This window comes from Candidatus Acidiferrales bacterium, from assembly GCA_036514995.1.
GTDB lineage: Bacteria > Acidobacteriota > Terriglobia > Acidiferrales > DATBWB01 > DATBWB01.
This window is the reverse complement of sequence record DATBWB010000166.1, coordinates 27,549-43,243: the sequence shown is the minus strand read 5'-3', so window position 1 is coordinate 43,243 and position 15,695 is coordinate 27,549. Positions and strand designations below refer to the sequence as shown.

Genomic DNA, 15,695 nt, shown 5'->3' with positions numbered 1-15,695 from the left:
TGAATCTTCGATTGACCATCGTTTCATACCTCACACTTTCTGACGGCGGATCGGCCTCTGCCTTGGGATTGGATGCGTTTATCCGCCTCCTGAGCTTCCGCGTCCGAACCGCCCTGGTGCTCTCCTGCTTGCCGGCAATTCCCAGCCTAGCAAGCTGCTTGAAAATGCGCGGCGGCGACCCCCAACCTTTGGGAGGCGGGGTTGAACTGGCCGCGCCTACGCGGGGCCAACCAACAACTGCGTACCCCTGGGATTGGTAGGACTCCTGCCATCGCGAATTCGCGCCTTTCTCAGCGCCCGGCTAGCGTAGTGCTGGCGGCCTCGAGCGCCAAGCGCCGATTAACGTTCCGCCGCAGCCAGCGATCTATCTCATCCAAGCGTTTGACGGCACGCTCGATCCAGGCGAGATCAATCTTTGCAGCAAACCGCTCCAACTCGGCCCCTAAGTCTAGATTCCGCAGGCATGCCTCTGACCGCCCCAACTTGAGGTGTAACAGATCGTTGACCAAACTATAGAGCATTCCGAGCAGATTTTCAAACGGTTCTTGCTCCCCCTTCAAAAGGTTATCAGTGATTTCAAACAGGCTGCTGTACGGACCCCTTTCCAAAGCAAGCTGGAGATACCCAAACAGTTGTCGGCGTAGCCGCCTGGATTCTTCTAAGTCAAGCGTCAGGGCGGTTCCGAGACTTCCCGCGGAGAGGTGAGCCAATATCTCGCGGTCGGCCGCCTTCCGTTTTGTGTTTCTTGCCAGATAGTCTTGGATCTCCTCGCTTCGTAGCGGCGAAAGCCGAAATCCCACGCATCGTGAACGCACCGTGTCCGGTAACTTGTTCGGTCGAGTCGTGACCAGTATCAGCGTGGCGCTCTCCGGCGGTTCTTCGAGGACTTTTAGGAGCAGGTCGCTGTAATCCCTTCTGAGTTTCTCTGCTTCGTCGAAGATGAAAAAACGCCTCCCCCCAACCGAGGGGCGAAAATAGGCCGTGCGTCTCACTTCGCGCATTTGGGCGGCACGGATGAAATTGGGATCGGGCAGCAAGACCCACACGTCAGGATGCGGCTGCACAATCAGCGGAATTTCCTCCGGGTCGCTTCTCCCCCGGCTCATACGAGCTTTTGCTGCCAGCTCGGCGAGTGGCGGGGCTCCCTCAAGAGTTCTGCACGACGAGCATTCACCGCAACTGTCCGCCTGCCTTGCTTGACAATTGGCTGCCTGCACAAACGCCATGGCTAGCGTGAACTTCCCCACGCCCCGCGGCCCGCTGAAAAGCATGGCCGGTGGAATCTTCGATCGCTCCACCAGCCGCATCAGCGCCGACTTGACGCTTGCATTGCCAGCAATCTCACAGATCTTCACAACACCGACCTTTTGTGCAACTTGGGGCCCAGGAGTGCTTCCACGAACGGCACAATCTGCTGATGAATTTCCTCGATCGTCCCTTCGCCGGGCACCAGCTTGATTCTTGACGGATACTTGCTGGCCAGCGTGCGGTAACCGCGGCGTACTCGCCGATAAAAAGCTTCTGTCTCTTGTTCGAAACGGCTCTCTTTCACTTCGGCGCGATCCTCTCGCTCTCTTGCTCGTCTCACACTCGTCTTCGGATGAATATCGATGATCAAGGTCAGGTCGGGCTGTTGGTTCCCGCATACTCGGCGATGAATCGTCTCGATGAATGGCACCGGAATGCCGCGCCCGTATCCCTGGTAGGCCACTGATGCGTCGGTGAACCGATCGCACAAGACCACTTTGCCCTCGGTAAGTGCCGGTCGGATAACTCGCTCGAGGTTGTCTACGCGCGAAGCAAACATGAGCAGTAGCTCGCTATAGGCATTCATCCCGGTCTGTGAGGGCCGTAACAAGACAGCCCGGATTTGTTCACCCACGGGTGTCCCGCCAGGCTCTCTTGTGATTACATAGGGAACCCGCTTTTGTCCCAGCCAATCCGCCACCAACCCCATTTGGGTGGTTTTACCGCTGCCGTCAATTCCTTCAAAGGTGATGAACTTTCCGCGTTTCAAAGACATTTGGGTGGGGCTTTGGCCCGCTATCATACTCGGCCCCTCCGGGGTCTGCAACCGGATGCCACGAGCAAAAGGTTCCGTCCACTCCAGACCCGGACAAGCGTCCCCCACGCTCGTGCTAGAATCCAATTTCCGGCCCGCCCCGGTGAGCATGTCTGAACTCATTGCCAACCTCTCCCGCGTGCGCGAGCGCATGGCCCGTGCTGCTGCCCGTTCGGGCCGATTGGCTGATTCCATAACCCTGGTGGCCATCACCAAAACAGTTACGATCGACCAAATTCGCGAGGCCTATCTTTGTGGCGTGCGTCACTTCGGCGAAAATCGCGTGCAGGAAGCAGCAGCCAAGATTCCCCAGCTCAGTGATCTGGCGGTAACTTGGCATCTGGTCGGGCATCTCCAGTCCAACAAGGCGAAGAGGGCCGCAGCCCTTTTCCAGGCAGTGGATTCCTTGGACAGCATTCACGCAGCCGAGAAACTCCATGCCGCCCTGCCCGAGGGTCGCCTCCTGCCGGTCCTTGTTGAGGTGCACCTGGGCGGTGAGGAAACGAAATCAGGCATTGAGACAGCCGCGCTTTTTCCCCTACTCGAGCAACTTTCCAAACTTTCGCGTCTCTCCGTGCGAGGCTTGATGACCCTGCCGCCCTATTGCCGGAATCCGGAGGAGGTTCGCCCCTACTTCCGGAAGCTGCGGGAGTTGGCAGCAAGCGTCGCCGCGGCCAATTTCCCCGGTGTCGCCATGCTACAGCTTTCCATGGGCATGAGCCATGACTTCGACATCGCCATCGAGGAGGGCGCCACCATGGTTCGCCTCGGTACTGCCATCTTCGGTCAAAGGCCCAAGTAGATGTCTCTCAAACTTTCTTCGCTTCCTCGCTCGGTTCGGTTTCAGGTTAAGATCCGGCCCCGCGCATCCCGCGATAAAGTTGTCGGGGAGTGGAACGGCATGGTCAAGCTTCGACTCAGTGCTCCGCCCGTCGAAGGGAGGGCCAATGCCGCCTGTTGCAAATTTCTTGCCCGGTGTTTGAAAGTCCCGCTTCAATCCGTTAAGATACTGGCCGGCGAACGGACGTCCATCAAGCTCGTCGAGATCAGCGGGGTGACGCCTGAGCAAGTTCGGGCGTTGCTTGAAGTCTGCGCCTAACGCGTGCTCTACACCGTTACTCTATCCATTACCGTGATAGCCCTGCTCGTCGTGGCTATTGAGCGGAGCCGTCTCCTTAGGACGCAATCCGATTTCATGGTCGCCGGTCGCCAGCTTTCCGCCACGGTGCTGGTGGCCACGCTCCTTTGTTCGTGGATCGGTTCGGGCAGCCTCTTTGGCGGCGCCGAAAACGCCTATCAAAACGGCCTTGCCTCCCTGTGGATGCCAGCGGGAGGATGGGCAGGCTTGCTGATCATCTACTTCGTTGCCGGCCGCGCCCGGAAATTCTCCCAATTTACCGTCCCCGAACTCCTTGAGACCCGCTACCACCCGCTCGCCCGCGTCCTGGGCACCATCGCCATCGTCATCTCATTTACGGTGATCACTAGCTACCAGTTCAAGGGTGGCGGCAACGTCCTCCATCTCACCTTCGGTATCCCGATCGAAACCGGGATGATCATCGTTGCCGGTTTTGTGATTGCCTTTACCGCGCTGGCTGGAATGTCTTCGGTAGCCTATGTGGATCTGCTCATTGGATTCCTGGCCACCTTCGGAACGATCCTGGCGCTGCCCTTTCTCATCCACACTGCCGGCGGCTGGGAAAACGTCCGCAGTCACTTGCCCGCCGATCATTTTGAGGTTTTCGGGCATCTTTCCTACTTGCAGGCTATCGGCTTCTTCTTGCCCACGTTCACCCTGATGTTGGGCAACCAGAATACCTACCAGAAGTTTTTCTCCGCGCGCTCCGAGCGCGACGCCCGTATCTCGGTTGTGGGGTGGATCATCGGAACGGTCGTCCTGGAGACGGTTATCGTGCTCCTCGCTGTCGTCGGCAGCAGCATGTACCGCACCATTGAAGCTTGGACGACCATCCCCCACGCCGCTCGCTTCGGCGTGCCTTCTTTGGTCGGGGCCATCCTCTTGGCGGCTATCTTTGCCAAGGTCATCTCCACTGGCAACAATTACCTGTTTTCCCCGGCAAGCAACATCATCCACGATGTCTATCACCGCTTCGTTCGTCCGGCAGCCTCCGACCGGGAGATACTTATCGTTTCGCGCCTGACAGTGATTGCTCTCGGGTTGGTCGCGCTGAGCCTGGGTTACCGGCCATCGGTCCTGAAGTCAGCCTTTCTGGCCTATTCCATTTACGGTGCCGGGGTCACGCCGGTCATCCTTGCGGTCTTCTTTTGGAAGCGAGCAACCACTTCGGGTGCGCTTGCCTCCATTACCTCTGGCACCGTAATTTGTCTCATTTGGGATTTCCTGAGCCGGCGCCTCCTTTCAGAAGGTCAAGTGGCTTCCGGTTTCCTTGCGGGTTTGGTTTCCTCGCCGGGGATGCAGAAGCTTTGCCTTTTGGCCACCCAGCTTGAACCCATCATTCCGGCGCTTCCGGTCTCGCTCGCTGCTTTGGTCATAGTGAGTCTTCTCAGCCCGCGCCCGGTGGAATCCCAACTGAGACCCTTCTTTGGTGAAGCAGCCGCCGCTGCTGGCGACAAATGATGCCCATGCCGGAGATCGGGAATATCCAAAAGGAACTCCGCCAGGCCCATCTCGATGGCTGGCTCTTTTGCGACCACCATCATCGGGATCCCATCGCCTATCGCATCTTGGGGCTGGCCGAAAATCTGGCCACTCGACGTTGGTTCTACTTCATCCCTGCCAGAGGGCAACCGAAGAAGCTGGTTCACCGTATCGAATCAGGGATGCTCGATTCGCTCCCCGGGAAAAAGGCCGAATATTCGGCATGGCCCGAGCTGGCGGGCCGCCTTCGCGGCATCCTCGGTCGCGCAAAAACCGTTGCCATGCAGTACTCCCCCAACAACGCCATCCCGGTCGTCTCCCTGGTGGACGCTGGCACCCTGGAGCTTGTCCGCAGCTTTCGCAAAAAGGTTGTCAGTTCAGCCGATCTAGTCCAACTCTTTGAGGCCCGTTGGACGCCTCAGCAGCTCGATTCTCATCTTGCTGCCGGAGTTATCGTCGATGGCATCATGGCGGATGCGTTCAAGGAGATAGCCTTCGCTCTGGGCCAGGGCAGGGAACTAAATGAATTCGAGCTTCAGCAATGGATTCTTGACCGTTTTCACAAATCGAATCTGGAGACGGACGACCCGCCCATTGTTGCGGTCAACCGAAACAGCAGCAACCCTCACTACCAGCCGACCGCTCGACTCCACCTGCCCATTCGCCGCAACGATTTTGTCCTGCTGGACATCTGGGCGAAGCAGAAGCTCCCTCATGCTGTTTACTACGACATTACCTGGACCGGATTCGTAGGACGCGAGACAACTCCCCGTCACCGTCAGATCTTCGAAATCGTCAGAGAAGCGCGCGATCGGGCGGTGGACTTCGTGCAAGAGTCTGTTTCTCGAGGCCGCCCCATCGCCGGCTGGCAAGTGGATGATGTATGCCGCCGCCACATCCGCCGAAAGGGCTTTGGCAAGTACTTTACTCATCGTACGGGCCACTCCATCGGTCGCGATGTTCACGGCAATGGTGCAAACATGGACAACTTTGAAACCCACGACACCCGGCGCATCCTGCCCGGGACGTGCTTTTCCATCGAACCTGGCATCTACTTGCCTGAATTCGGCATCCGCAGTGAAGTGGATGTCTATGTTGACGCTTCGGCTGCTCGCGTCACGGGGACAGTTCAGCAGCAACCTGTTCCCATACTGGCCCTGTAAGGAGGAGAATGGCGGAACCTTCAGTGAAGCGCCGCGGTAAGGCCCGGACTGAGGCCCCGGAAAATCTGACCCTTGCATTCTTCGCGCTCGTGGCCGGTTGGCTCGTGCCCGGCCTGGGGCACGTCCTGGTTCGGCGATGGGTTCGAGCGCTGGTTTTCTTCACCTCTGTCGCTGTCATGGCTCTTGGCGGCATGGCTATGAAGGGTCAGATCTTCCCCCCTTCTTTTCATGACATCTTTGACCTGGGCGGCTTCCTCGCTGATCTGGGAACCGGAATGTTTTACTTGGGCGCTGGCTTTCTCGGTTATGGAGCAGGTGACATTTCTCGTGCCACCGGCGACTACGGCACTCGGTTCATCGCCGGCGCCGGCCTCTTGAACCTGCTTTGCGTGCTGGATGCCTTTGATATCGCACGCAAGAGAAAGGCTTAGAATTTGATGGCCCTCGCGGATACCTGGCTTGCCTACGTCACCCACCTTCAGGCGATGGTTCTCTTCGCCCTGTTTATTTCCGTGGCCTTTGCCTTGCTAACAAAATCCAAGGGATCGGATCGCATCCGTTATGCGTTCTGGTCCTTCGTGGCTTTCATTGCCATTGCCATCCTGGTTGCTTGGATCGCCTTCTTCTTCCCTCGCTAGTCGTTTTAGCTTGGTGACCTCCAGCCCTTCTGCGGTGCCCGATCTTCGCATCCTCCTCTGGGATCCGGCAGTTGGCATCTGAGGGTCGTGGGAGAGTGGGGATTCCGGCCTCGGGGGTCTAAGCGTAGGCCTTCGAATGTCCTGGACCCGTGGGAGGTTCAGTCCGATCCCGGTGAGAGTCAAAAAAGAACCGGCAGGTGATTTCTAGGGAAAGCTGGAGCCGAGGGTCGGGCTCGAACCGACAACCTGCGGTTTACGAAACCGCTGCTCTGCCATTGAGCTACCTCGGCCCGCTTGAAGGATTTATAGCATCCGCCCTGAGAAAGTGTCAACGCGGGGCAACAGACGCATTCTGGGGCCAAAAAGTAAAAGCTCACCAACGTGAATTGGTGAGCTGAGGGGAGAGTAGCTCTGGTGGCAATGCGCGAAACCGCCAGAACCCTTCCTCACCTAAAAGTCTAGGCGAGCCGCTTTGACTAAGTCAAGCTGAAACTCCCAATTTTCACAGTTTTAATTACCCGGTTTTCTACAACTTACAGACATGTCCCGGCTTTCGCCCTCCCGCCGTCTCCATTCGGCCCCAAACTGTCCTGCCCACCAGACCACGCTATCCTACTCATCATAAAGGCTTTCTGTCTTCCTGGACAGTCCCAACTGGATGATTTCCATGTGCTCCGGTCGGTCAAAAAGCCGCCGTGGGAAGAAATGCTTCACCACGAGACGGAAACCTCCAAATCCTAGGCCCACCCCCAGCGTCATCAGCAGAATAATCCCAGTCAAGACGAAGATGGAATAGATCAGTTCGGTGATCGACGGCTCTTGGAGCTTGGTCTTGCGCTCGCTCCAGGTTACCTTGACTTCGTACCGGATAGCGTCGAGCAACTCTTGGGCGTACGCGGCAGAACTTGATTCCGTGACCAGGCCGAGAAGGGAACCGTTGCGCTTCGCATAGAGCAGAACGCCCTTACCTACCCCCTCCTTTGGATTCACTCGGAACCAGCGTGAAATTTCTGCCAGCTTGTTGTGGGCGATCTGCGGCGTCGGATACTCGATTATTAGAAGCGTAGCGTGGTCGCTGGCTCTGCGATATTCGGCCACCTCGGCTTCGGCTCCCATTTCAAACCCAATCCAATCGCCGGCCCCGAGCGATACAAAGCGGCCGAGCGCCATTGGCCCGAGCAGGTAGCATTCCGAACCACTTTCCAGTCCCTTTTCGGGCAAGCGGTTATGGAGTTGGGGGAAGGGTCTCCGGTCAGCCAACCTTCTGAGCGACTCCGCCAGGGGAGGCAGTTCGCGAACCTCTGCCGGCAATCCTCGGACTTCGATCAGGAGGTTTCCGACAAGGAAAAGGATGCGACCGCCCTCGGCGGCAGAGTGGTCTCCGATCCCCGCCGGTGCTGCTCGCGGCCCGCGAAAGTACGTGAAAGCCCCGAATGCCCCTGAGGGATCCTTGAAGTGCGTAAGGGTAACCGCGAGTGTCTGTCCTGCCCTGCCGTAGGTCTTCTGTTCGGTCCCCGTCGCGCCGTATTCAGCAAGGATTGTCCTTTCCCGCGTAACGGTGGTTCCCGTCGGGAATCTCTTTGAATCGCGCGCGGACCACGCCCCGAATTGCGTCGGCAAGACATCCGTCGCCCGGGCCGTTTTGACCCCCGACAACACCAGCAGGACAAGCACGGTCTTTAGCAACAATGCCTTTGAACTCAAGGGACAGAATCCTCCAGCGTACTCTGATTTTAGTCTCTTCTGGCCGTCTTGCCCAGCCCTCGGCGGTTGGAGACCCGCTTATGGTTCCAGGTCTCTTTAACTCCGAACGAGCCAAGCGGATATTGGTTGGCCGTAAGTCGCCTCCGAGAAGGGCTTTTCGGCAACTATTGGGTGGACGACCGGGCCACCGCCGGAAACTGACGGTTTCCGTTTTGACTGTTGAGGCTGCCTAGGTATTTGGCGAGTCCGGCATAGAGGGCCGCCGCCACCTTTTGCCGGTAGCTCGGCTCTTTGAGGAGCTTCTCGTCATGGGGATTGCTGAGAAAGGAAATCTCGCTCAGCACGGAGGGCATATTCGCGCCGATCAGGACCACAAACGGCGCCTGCTTGACACCCCGATTTCGCAGACGGCGATTCGATTTGGCCAGGTTGCTAAACGTCGCAGTCTGGAGGTCTTTCGCCAGTTCCTTGGACTCCTCCCGTTTCTCGTTCACTGCAATCCTCTTCACCAGGTCCTGAAGCTCATAGATGGACTTTTGTGATACGGCATTCTCTCGCGCCGCGACCTCGAGCGCATCCTTGGAATCGGTGAAGTTCAAGTAGTACGTCTCCACTCCTCGGGCGTCCTGATCGGGGCTGGAATTGGCGTGGAGCGACACAAATAGGTCAGCCTGGCTTTGATTGGCAACGGCAGTGCGATTTTCGAGCGGCACAAACGTATCCTCTTCCCGCGTCAGGACAACCTCGACTGCCGATTTCTTTTCGAGAAGCTTGCCCAGTCGCCGGCTAACATCCAACACTAGATCTTTTTCCATCAAACCGGTGGGCCCGACCGTGCCCGTGTCGTGTCCTCCGTGACCAGGGTCGATCACGATGCGGCCAATCTTCAAACCGAGCGTCCTGGTCAGCGAGCGATTTCCATCCGCGTTGGGCGCGGCTGGCTTAACCGGCTCAGGCAACTTGGCCGTCTCGGTTGCTTTCCGGGAGCCTGCCGTGCTGCTCGGCTGCTCGGCAGCCTTGGGCGACGATTTCCGTGCCATCGCTGCTCGTGCCGTTTCTCCTTTTCCATAGATGTCCACTACCAGCCGGAACGGGTTCGGCAAAGAAAACACGGAATAATTTTCCGCGTGGTTGACTTCCAAAACCACCCGGACCACTCCGATCTGGTTATGGGCAATCCGAATTCTCCTGAGCAGGCCATCCTCGATGTCGAAGCTCTTGCCCACAAGTGTGGACGCCAACCTGGAATTGTAGAGATCAAAGAAAATCCTGTCGGGATTGGCGATGCGCCCGTCTTGATACTTCACCTGGTCATCCACATCGATCACGACGCGGGTATAGTTGCGCGCATTCCAGTGACGGACGTTCACAACCTGCGGCAGCTTGCTCGAGGGTTCCGCCTTGGGCCCGAACGTTTCAGCCAGCATCTTCTCTTCTTCGGCGATATCGGCCACCACCTGCTTGGCTGCCCTTGCCCGGCCACTTCTCGGATATCTCTTGATCAACTCTTGAAACGTTTGGCGTGCCGCCTCCAGATCGCCAAGGTCACTCCTCTGAATCTGTCCGATCGTATAGAGAAGATCTACGTGGTAGCGGACAGCCGGATATTCCTTCAGGATGCGGCGGTAGGTGCTGATCGCTGAATCGAAATACTTGGAGTCGATTTCCCGGCCCATGGCTTGGTATATCTCAGCCACGGCGAGCAGGCTCTCCGGCGCCGCCCAACTCCTCGGACTCCGACCCACCACCTGCTCAAAGGCTGAGAGGACGTGCTTGTATTCGGCAAGGCTCCGCTCGCGCGTCGGTTTGCCCTCAAGCGCCGTACGCAGCCGCACTGCCCTCTCATAGGGTTCGTTGGCCGGAGTAGGTTTGTGCCAGGATTTTGTGCGGCCCGATGCGAGGCACAATGGGGCCATGCCGCAGGCTAGTAGCCCGGCGACGCACCGCGTAAACAGGCTGGTTTGGTTCGCGGTTGCCCTCAGTCCCACGCTTGCTTGCACCTCAACTCAAGGAATCAATCGTTCCGATAGACGGTACGTCCGGACTCCTCCGCGTGCACGTAGATCCTGCGGCCTGATTCCGCTGCAGCGGTTGAATATCGGCTGTTATTCCACGGCGAAAGGTAAACATCCGTTACCTTCCGCACGTACTGCTGCGTCTCTCGGTACGGGGGCACGCCACCATGCTTTTCTACTGCCTTCGGTCCGGCATTATACGCTGCCAGGGAAAGCGCAAGGTTTCCTCGATACGAATCCAACAAATATTTCAGATATTTGACTCCCGTCTCCACGTTTTCCTGCGGGTCGTACAGGTTGTTGGCTCCAAGTTTTCGGCCCGTCTCCGGAATCACCTGCATGAGCCCGATAGCCCCCTTCTGCGACACGGCCCACGGGTTTCCGCTGGATTCGACCTGAATGATTGCCCGAACCAGCGCCGGGTCGAGTTGATACCTCTTGGCTGTTTCGCTCACCAGTTGCTCGACGTCAGCTCCTAAGAAGCGCAATCGAGGAACAGGTCGCAGGGAGGGGAAGGGAGAGACCGCAATGACACGCGAGTTGTCATATCGCAGGAGTGCCTTTAGTTCTTCTGGAGTCAGGTTGATGAAAACTTCTTTCCCGCTCTCTTCCACCGCCACGATCTGCGCCCAGGCAGGCGCCATGAGCACGGTGGTCAGAACAGCTAAACCCAATACCCTCAACAAACGCAAATGCATACGCACCTAATTGTTTGTTGGGGGAAGGCAACTACGAGCAGGCGTCTCTCCGCCGGAGGCGCGTTCCTGACGCCCTTAAATTATAGCATCGCCTCAACTATCCCGTAAACGTCTTTTATGGCTTGGTCAAGCTCGGTTGCGTCCTTTCCTCCCGCCTCGGCCAAATCTGGCCGGCCCCCGCCCGTGCCACCCACCCGCGCGGCCACTGCCTGCACGATCTTGCCGGCATGCAGCCGCGACACCAAATCCTTTGTGACCGCAGATACGATGGCAACTTTGCCGTTTGCGGACGACCCCAGCACAATCACCCCTGACCCGATCTTCTGCCGCAGCGAGTCTGCTAGAGAACGCATCTCCGGCCGATCCATCTCCTCCAGGCGGACAGACAATACCTTGATGTCCTTGACCAATCTGACCTGCTCGATCAGCTCATCCACTTGGGATTGTGCCAGCCGGCGCTTCAAAGCGTCCTGATTTTTCTTGAGCCTCTTGTGCTCTTCCACCAAGCCTTGAATCTGTTGCGGAAGTTCTTCGACGGAAGTGTTCAGCGTCATTGCCAGTTCTCTTAGCTCCGTGACGGCTCGCCGGTAGTCTTCGAGCGCCTGTTGCCCGGTGATGGCCTCAACCCGGCGGATGCCTGCCGCAATGCTCCCCTCCGAAGTAATCTTGCATAAGCCAATATCGCCCGTCCGCCGCACGTGTGTGCCGCCGCAAAGCTCCTTGCTGAAGTTTGGCACCGTCACCACTCGAACATTCTGCTCGGGGTACTTGTCCCCGAAGAAAGCGATCGCTCCCGAGGCTAGCGCGGCATCCAGATCGGTGACCTCCGTATGCACCTCGCCGTTCGCTTGGATCTGTTCGTTGACAAGGCGTTCAATCTCTTCGAGTTCTTCGGGATCAACCGCAGTATAGTGGCTGAAGTCGAACCGCAATCGTTCGGGGCCGACCACTGAGCCCGACTGCTTCACGTGGGGACCCAGCACCGAACGCAACGCCGCGTGCAACAGGTGCGTTGCCGTGTGGTTCCGGGCCGTGGCCATCCGTGTATCCGCCTGTACCACCGCCGCCACGTGATCGCCAACTTTCATGGGTACCCTGGTCAGGACTCGATGAGCGATGATGCCGCCCAGGGGGTGATAGGTGGATTTCACTTCAGCCCATTCTTCGGTTAAGTCCGGGTCCCAAAATGCGCCGGTGTCGCCAACCTGGCCGCCTGCTTCGGCGTAAAACGGTGTGTGATCCAGCACCACCTCACATTCCGCTCTGGCGGGCACTTCGTCAGCGGATCCTCTCTCCGCCACGAGAGCGACGATGCGGCAGTCCTTTGTATGTATTTGGTGATACCCGTCAAAGAATGATCGGTGCGTCTCGGCTAACTTCTGATAGACCGGGTTTGCCGCCTCCCTGCCTACCCCTTTCCAGGAAGCCTTCGCGCGCTCTCGCTGCGCCTTCATCGCTTCCTCAAACTCCGCCTCCGCTTGCGGCGTAACTTGCCAGTCCCACTCCATCGCCAGATCGCGCAGATAGTCGGGCCGCAAGCCCAGCGTGTCATAGGCAAAAAACATATCCCGGCCGTCTAGGATCGCCGTTTGAACCTTCTTTCCGGCCATCTGTTTTCGAAATCGCTCGACCGCTGGCGGAATGGTGTGCGCGTAGCGGTGCTCTTCGGCCTTGACAATCGTTGAAATGCGCTGTAGCCCTTCATGCACTTCCGGGTAGGGGTCCCGCATCATCCCGGCGACGTGGGCAACCATCTCGAAGAGAAACGGCTTCGTGAGTCCCAGGAGTCGCCCGAAATCAGCCGCCCGGCGCATGATCTTTCTCAGTACGTATCCGCGGCCCTCATTCGAGGGCAGCACGCCGTCAGAAACCAGAAAGGCAATCGCCCGGCTGTGGTCGGCGATAACCCTTAGGGCTACGTCATCGCGGTTCGAACCCTCCGCATCGCCGTATTCGCGCCCGGACAACTCGCTCGCCTTTTCAATCAACGGGCGGAGCAAGTCGGTTTCGTAGTTGCTGGTCTTGCCTTGTACGATCGCTGCCATCCGCTCAAGCCCCAGGCCCGTATCAATCGAAGGGCGCGGAAGCGGACTTATCTGGTTTGGCTCCTCGCGGTTGTATTGCATGAAGACAAGGTTCCAGAACTCCACATACCGGCCGCATTCGCACGGAAAGGCGCAAGCCTTGTGGCCCTCATCGCTTGCCGAAGGACCAAAATCGTAATAGATCTCCGAGCACGGGCCGCAGGGGCCGGTATCACCCATCGCCCAGAAATTATCCTCTTCGCCGAATTTTCCAATCCGGTCCGCCGGAACTCCGATCCCTTTGTGCCAGATTTCGTAAGACTCGTCGTCCTCGCGAAAAACAGTTGGGTATAACCTGTTTTCCGGGATGCCGAAATCCTTGGTGACAAGCTCCCACGCGTAAGCAATGGCGTCCCGTTTGAAGTAGTCGCCGAAAGAGAAGTTCCCGAGCATCTCAAAAAAAGTATGGTGCCGCGTTGTTTTGCCTACGTTGTCCAGGTCATTGTGCTTGCCGCCAGCTCGAACGCATTTCTGCGAGGAAGCTGCCCGGGTGTAGTCCCTTCGTTCGAGGCCCAGAAAGACGTCCTTGAACTGATTCATCCCGGCGTTCGTGAATAAGAGAGTTGGGTCGTTGGCGGGAACCAGGGAAGAACTTCGGACTATCTTGTGGCCGCGCTGAGCAAAGAAGTCAAGAAATTTGCTTCGGATCTTGTTGCCGGTCACTCGCTTGTTTCACCCTCAAGCTTCAAGTCTTCTACGTTGATTTTGCTTAACTTATAGACTTCCCTCCCTATTATGTCAGAACTATATCCGGCTCGCAACAAAGCTTGGTACAGCCTGCGAATGGTCTTTCCATCGTAAGGCCGCCGAACATTTCGCAATTTTCGCGCGATGCGCTCGCGTACCGCCTCCCCTTCATCCTGATCACCAAAAACTTCTGCTATGGCCTTTTCGACGTACTCGTCTGACAAGCCCTTCGATCTCAGCTCACGGGTCACTCGGAATTTTCCGTAGTGTTTGACGCGCGAGCGGTAGCTGGCAAACTCCGAGGCAAAGCGCCGGTCATCCAAATAGCCGAGACCCTTGAGCTGGGCAATCACCCGGCTCACAAACCGGGGCTCCTCCGCCCTCTTCTCAAGCGCTTTTTTGAGCTGAAAGGTGGATCGCGGCTGGCGCGTTAGCGCTCGCAGGCCGTACGTGTACAGCTTCTCTTCGTTGAGCTTCTTCCCTGGCCTCGGGTCCCCTCGTCCTCTCAAGCTCATACCGCTCTCGCCACCTATGTCGCCCGCATGGCAAGCCAGCACTATAACGGCCGGAACCCGTCTCGTCAAAGGAGCGGTGCTGCTGTGGAATGGCCTGTTCTGGAGGAAATTGGCGGGCTTGTACACTTGCGGAGTAGGAGGGAAGCATGCCTTGGCAGGTTTCTCAAATCGGAATTTCAGGCTCGTGCAGCACCAAGCTAACGCTTCGACATCCGCTCGAATTCGCGGATCGTCCGTTCCATCTCCTCGCGCGCCGCGTCCGCCGCCGACCGGATGCCCTGCATGCGCAGTTTGAAGTCGTCCGGGTTCGAAGCATGCCGGAGCGCTTCCTCATAGGTAATCAAACCCGCGCTCTGGAGTTCAAACAGCGATTGGTCAAAGGACTGCATGCCATACTGCGAAGTGCCGGCTGATATGGCGTCTCGAATCAACCGCGTCCTATCAGGATTGATTATGCAATCCTGAATGTAGGACGTCGAAACCAGCACTTCGACGGCTGGCACCCGGCTCATACCGTCGCAGCGCCGCACCAGTCGCTGGGAGAGGACTGCCTTCACCGTGGCGGCAAGCTGCAGTCGCACCTGCTTCTGTTCGGGTGGTGGATACACGGCAATGATACGTTGGATGGTCTCAGTTGCGTCCATCGTGTGTAACGTGGACATCACCAAGTGACCCGTTTCGGCCGCCAGCAACGCCGTGGAGATGGTTTCGAGGTCGCGCATTTCACCTACCAGGATCACGTCCGGGTCCTGGCGCAACGCTGCCCGCAGCGCCGTCGCAAACCCCGCCGTGTCCACCTCCACCTCGCGCTGGTTGACAAAACTCTTCTTGTCGCGGTGCAGGAATTCGATGGGATCTTCGATCGTGATGATGTGCTCGGAGCGGGTCGAATTGATCCGGTCAACCATGGCGGCCAGCGTCGTTGACTTGCCGCTACCCGTCGTTCCTGTCACCAGCGTGAGACCCCGCGTTTCATCACAAATCGTCTCCAGCACACGGGGGAGATGGAGTTCTTCAAATCCTCGAATCTTAGTCGGGATGACGCGCAGAACCATCCCCACATTTCCGCGCTGTTGAAAGATACTCACGCGGAACCGCCCCAACCCCACAACCCCGTAGGCCATGTCTAGTTCGGCTGTCTCTTTGAACTTTTGCTTCTGCCGGTTGCTCAGCATGCTGAACGCCATCGAAAGCATTTCCTCCGGCGTCACCCGGGAAAGCTCGGTGAGCGGCGTCAACACACCCTCAATCCTCAGGTAGGGATAGTTACCCACCTTTAGGTGAAGGTCAGACGCCTTGCGCTCCACAGCAATGCGCAGCAAGTCGTCGATGGTAGTCGGCATGAAGAGCTCCTGGTCGGGTGATTCACTTGAGGGGACAGCAGCAGGGCAGGGTTATTAAAAGCTACCAGAACTACGGCCGAAAGACAAGCTCCTCCTGGCGGCAATTGTCAAACGAGATAACAGGACTAACTCTTAAGGATTCAGGCCCATAGCCGCAAGCGGGGCG

General features: G+C 57.8%; 14 protein-coding genes and 1 tRNA gene. 6 read left to right on the top strand and 9 right to left on the bottom strand.

What is annotated here, in order from left to right:
* Positions 1 to 290: 290 nt before the first annotated feature.
* Together VIH17_11215 and tmk are read right to left on the bottom strand one after the other, a co-directional pair.
* Positions 291 to 1,355, bottom strand: coding sequence for a DNA polymerase III subunit delta' C-terminal domain-containing protein (locus VIH17_11215; GenBank protein ID HEY4683800.1), 1,065 nt, complete (start codon positions 1,353 to 1,355; stop codon positions 291 to 293).
* The gene (gene tmk / locus VIH17_11210; GenBank protein ID HEY4683799.1) at positions 1,352 to 2,023 is read right to left on the bottom strand and encodes a dTMP kinase; all 672 of its coding nucleotides are present in this window, start codon (positions 2,021 to 2,023) and stop codon (positions 1,352 to 1,354) included. Before tmk ends, VIH17_11215 begins: the two co-directional genes overlap by 4 nt.
* Positions 2,024 to 2,171: 148 nt before the next feature.
* On the opposite strand from tmk, the gene VIH17_11205 reads away from it, so the two are divergent.
* The 6 genes from VIH17_11205 to VIH17_11180 are packed head-to-tail and all read left to right on the top strand — an operon-like array spanning position 2,172 to position 6,483.
* Positions 2,172 to 2,864 (top strand): YggS family pyridoxal phosphate-dependent enzyme, encoded by a 693-nt coding sequence (locus VIH17_11205; protein ID HEY4683798.1) that lies wholly within the window; start codon positions 2,172 to 2,174, stop codon positions 2,862 to 2,864.
* Entirely contained in the window at positions 2,865 to 3,161 is a 297-nt protein-coding gene (locus VIH17_11200) for a DUF167 domain-containing protein (GenBank protein ID HEY4683797.1), read from the top strand.
* 3 nt (positions 3,162 to 3,164) lie between these two features.
* Entirely contained in the window at positions 3,165 to 4,661 is a 1,497-nt protein-coding gene (locus VIH17_11195; GenBank protein HEY4683796.1) for a sodium:solute symporter family protein, read from the top strand.
* Positions 4,662 to 4,666: 5 nt separating this feature from the next.
* The gene (locus tag VIH17_11190) at positions 4,667 to 5,845 is read left to right on the top strand and encodes a M24 family metallopeptidase (protein ID HEY4683795.1); all 1,179 of its coding nucleotides are present in this window, start codon (positions 4,667 to 4,669) and stop codon (positions 5,843 to 5,845) included.
* A gap of 8 nt (positions 5,846 to 5,853) precedes the next feature.
* The gene (locus VIH17_11185; protein HEY4683794.1) at positions 5,854 to 6,276 is read left to right on the top strand and encodes a DUF6677 family protein; all 423 of its coding nucleotides are present in this window, start codon (positions 5,854 to 5,856) and stop codon (positions 6,274 to 6,276) included.
* Positions 6,277 to 6,282: 6 nt separating this feature from the next.
* Entirely contained in the window at positions 6,283 to 6,483 is a 201-nt protein-coding gene (locus tag VIH17_11180) for a hypothetical protein (GenBank protein ID HEY4683793.1), read from the top strand.
* 215 nt (positions 6,484 to 6,698) lie between these two features.
* On the opposite strand, the gene VIH17_11175 is transcribed toward VIH17_11180, so the two are convergent.
* The 7 genes from VIH17_11175 to VIH17_11145 form a co-directional block, all read right to left on the bottom strand.
* Positions 6,699 to 6,773, bottom strand: a tRNA-Thr gene (locus VIH17_11175).
* Between the two features lie 322 nt (positions 6,774 to 7,095).
* Positions 7,096 to 8,187 (bottom strand): DUF6599 family protein, encoded by a 1,092-nt coding sequence (locus VIH17_11170; protein HEY4683792.1) that lies wholly within the window; start codon positions 8,185 to 8,187, stop codon positions 7,096 to 7,098.
* A gap of 164 nt (positions 8,188 to 8,351) precedes the next feature.
* Positions 8,352 to 10,022 carry an N-acetylmuramoyl-L-alanine amidase gene (locus tag VIH17_11165; GenBank protein HEY4683791.1) on the bottom strand — a complete coding sequence of 557 codons (1,671 nt, stop codon included), beginning with the start codon at positions 10,020 to 10,022 and terminating at the stop codon, positions 8,352 to 8,354.
* 179 nt (positions 10,023 to 10,201) lie between these two features.
* Entirely contained in the window at positions 10,202 to 10,876 is a 675-nt protein-coding gene (locus VIH17_11160) for a lytic transglycosylase domain-containing protein (protein HEY4683790.1), read from the bottom strand.
* A gap of 104 nt (positions 10,877 to 10,980) precedes the next feature.
* A complete protein-coding gene (gene alaS / locus VIH17_11155; GenBank protein HEY4683789.1) occupies positions 10,981 to 13,647 on the bottom strand; it encodes an alanine--tRNA ligase in 2,667 nt (888 codons plus the stop codon).
* On the bottom strand, positions 13,644 to 14,186 hold the full coding sequence (locus VIH17_11150) for a regulatory protein RecX (GenBank protein HEY4683788.1): 543 nt from the start codon (positions 14,184 to 14,186) through the stop codon (positions 13,644 to 13,646). Before VIH17_11150 ends, alaS begins: the two co-directional genes overlap by 4 nt.
* Positions 14,187 to 14,383: 197 nt before the next feature.
* Positions 14,384 to 15,529, bottom strand: coding sequence for a type IV pilus twitching motility protein PilT (locus VIH17_11145; GenBank protein HEY4683787.1), 1,146 nt, complete (start codon positions 15,527 to 15,529; stop codon positions 14,384 to 14,386).
* Positions 15,530 to 15,695: the final 166 nt, after the last annotated feature.

What these genes read in the sequence shown, in the direction of transcription:
- VIH17_11200 (HEY4683797.1), top strand. Translation starts at nt 2,865, where the DNA reads ATGTCTCTCAAACTTTCTTCGCTTCCTCGCTCGGTTCGGTTTCAGGTT.
- tmk (HEY4683799.1), bottom strand. Translation starts at nt 2,023, where the DNA reads ATGTCTTTGAAACGCGGAAAGTTCATCACCTTTGAAGGAATTGACGGC.
- VIH17_11150 (HEY4683788.1), bottom strand. Translation starts at nt 14,186, where the DNA reads ATGAGCTTGAGAGGACGAGGGGACCCGAGGCCAGGGAAGAAGCTCAAC.
- VIH17_11190 (HEY4683795.1), top strand. Translation starts at nt 4,667, where the DNA reads ATGCCGGAGATCGGGAATATCCAAAAGGAACTCCGCCAGGCCCATCTC.
- VIH17_11180 (HEY4683793.1), top strand. Translation starts at nt 6,283, where the DNA reads ATGGCCCTCGCGGATACCTGGCTTGCCTACGTCACCCACCTTCAGGCG.
- VIH17_11185 (HEY4683794.1), top strand. Translation starts at nt 5,854, where the DNA reads ATGGCGGAACCTTCAGTGAAGCGCCGCGGTAAGGCCCGGACTGAGGCC.
- VIH17_11145 (HEY4683787.1), bottom strand. Translation starts at nt 15,529, where the DNA reads ATGCCGACTACCATCGACGACTTGCTGCGCATTGCTGTGGAGCGCAAG.
- VIH17_11205 (HEY4683798.1), top strand. Translation starts at nt 2,172, where the DNA reads ATGTCTGAACTCATTGCCAACCTCTCCCGCGTGCGCGAGCGCATGGCC.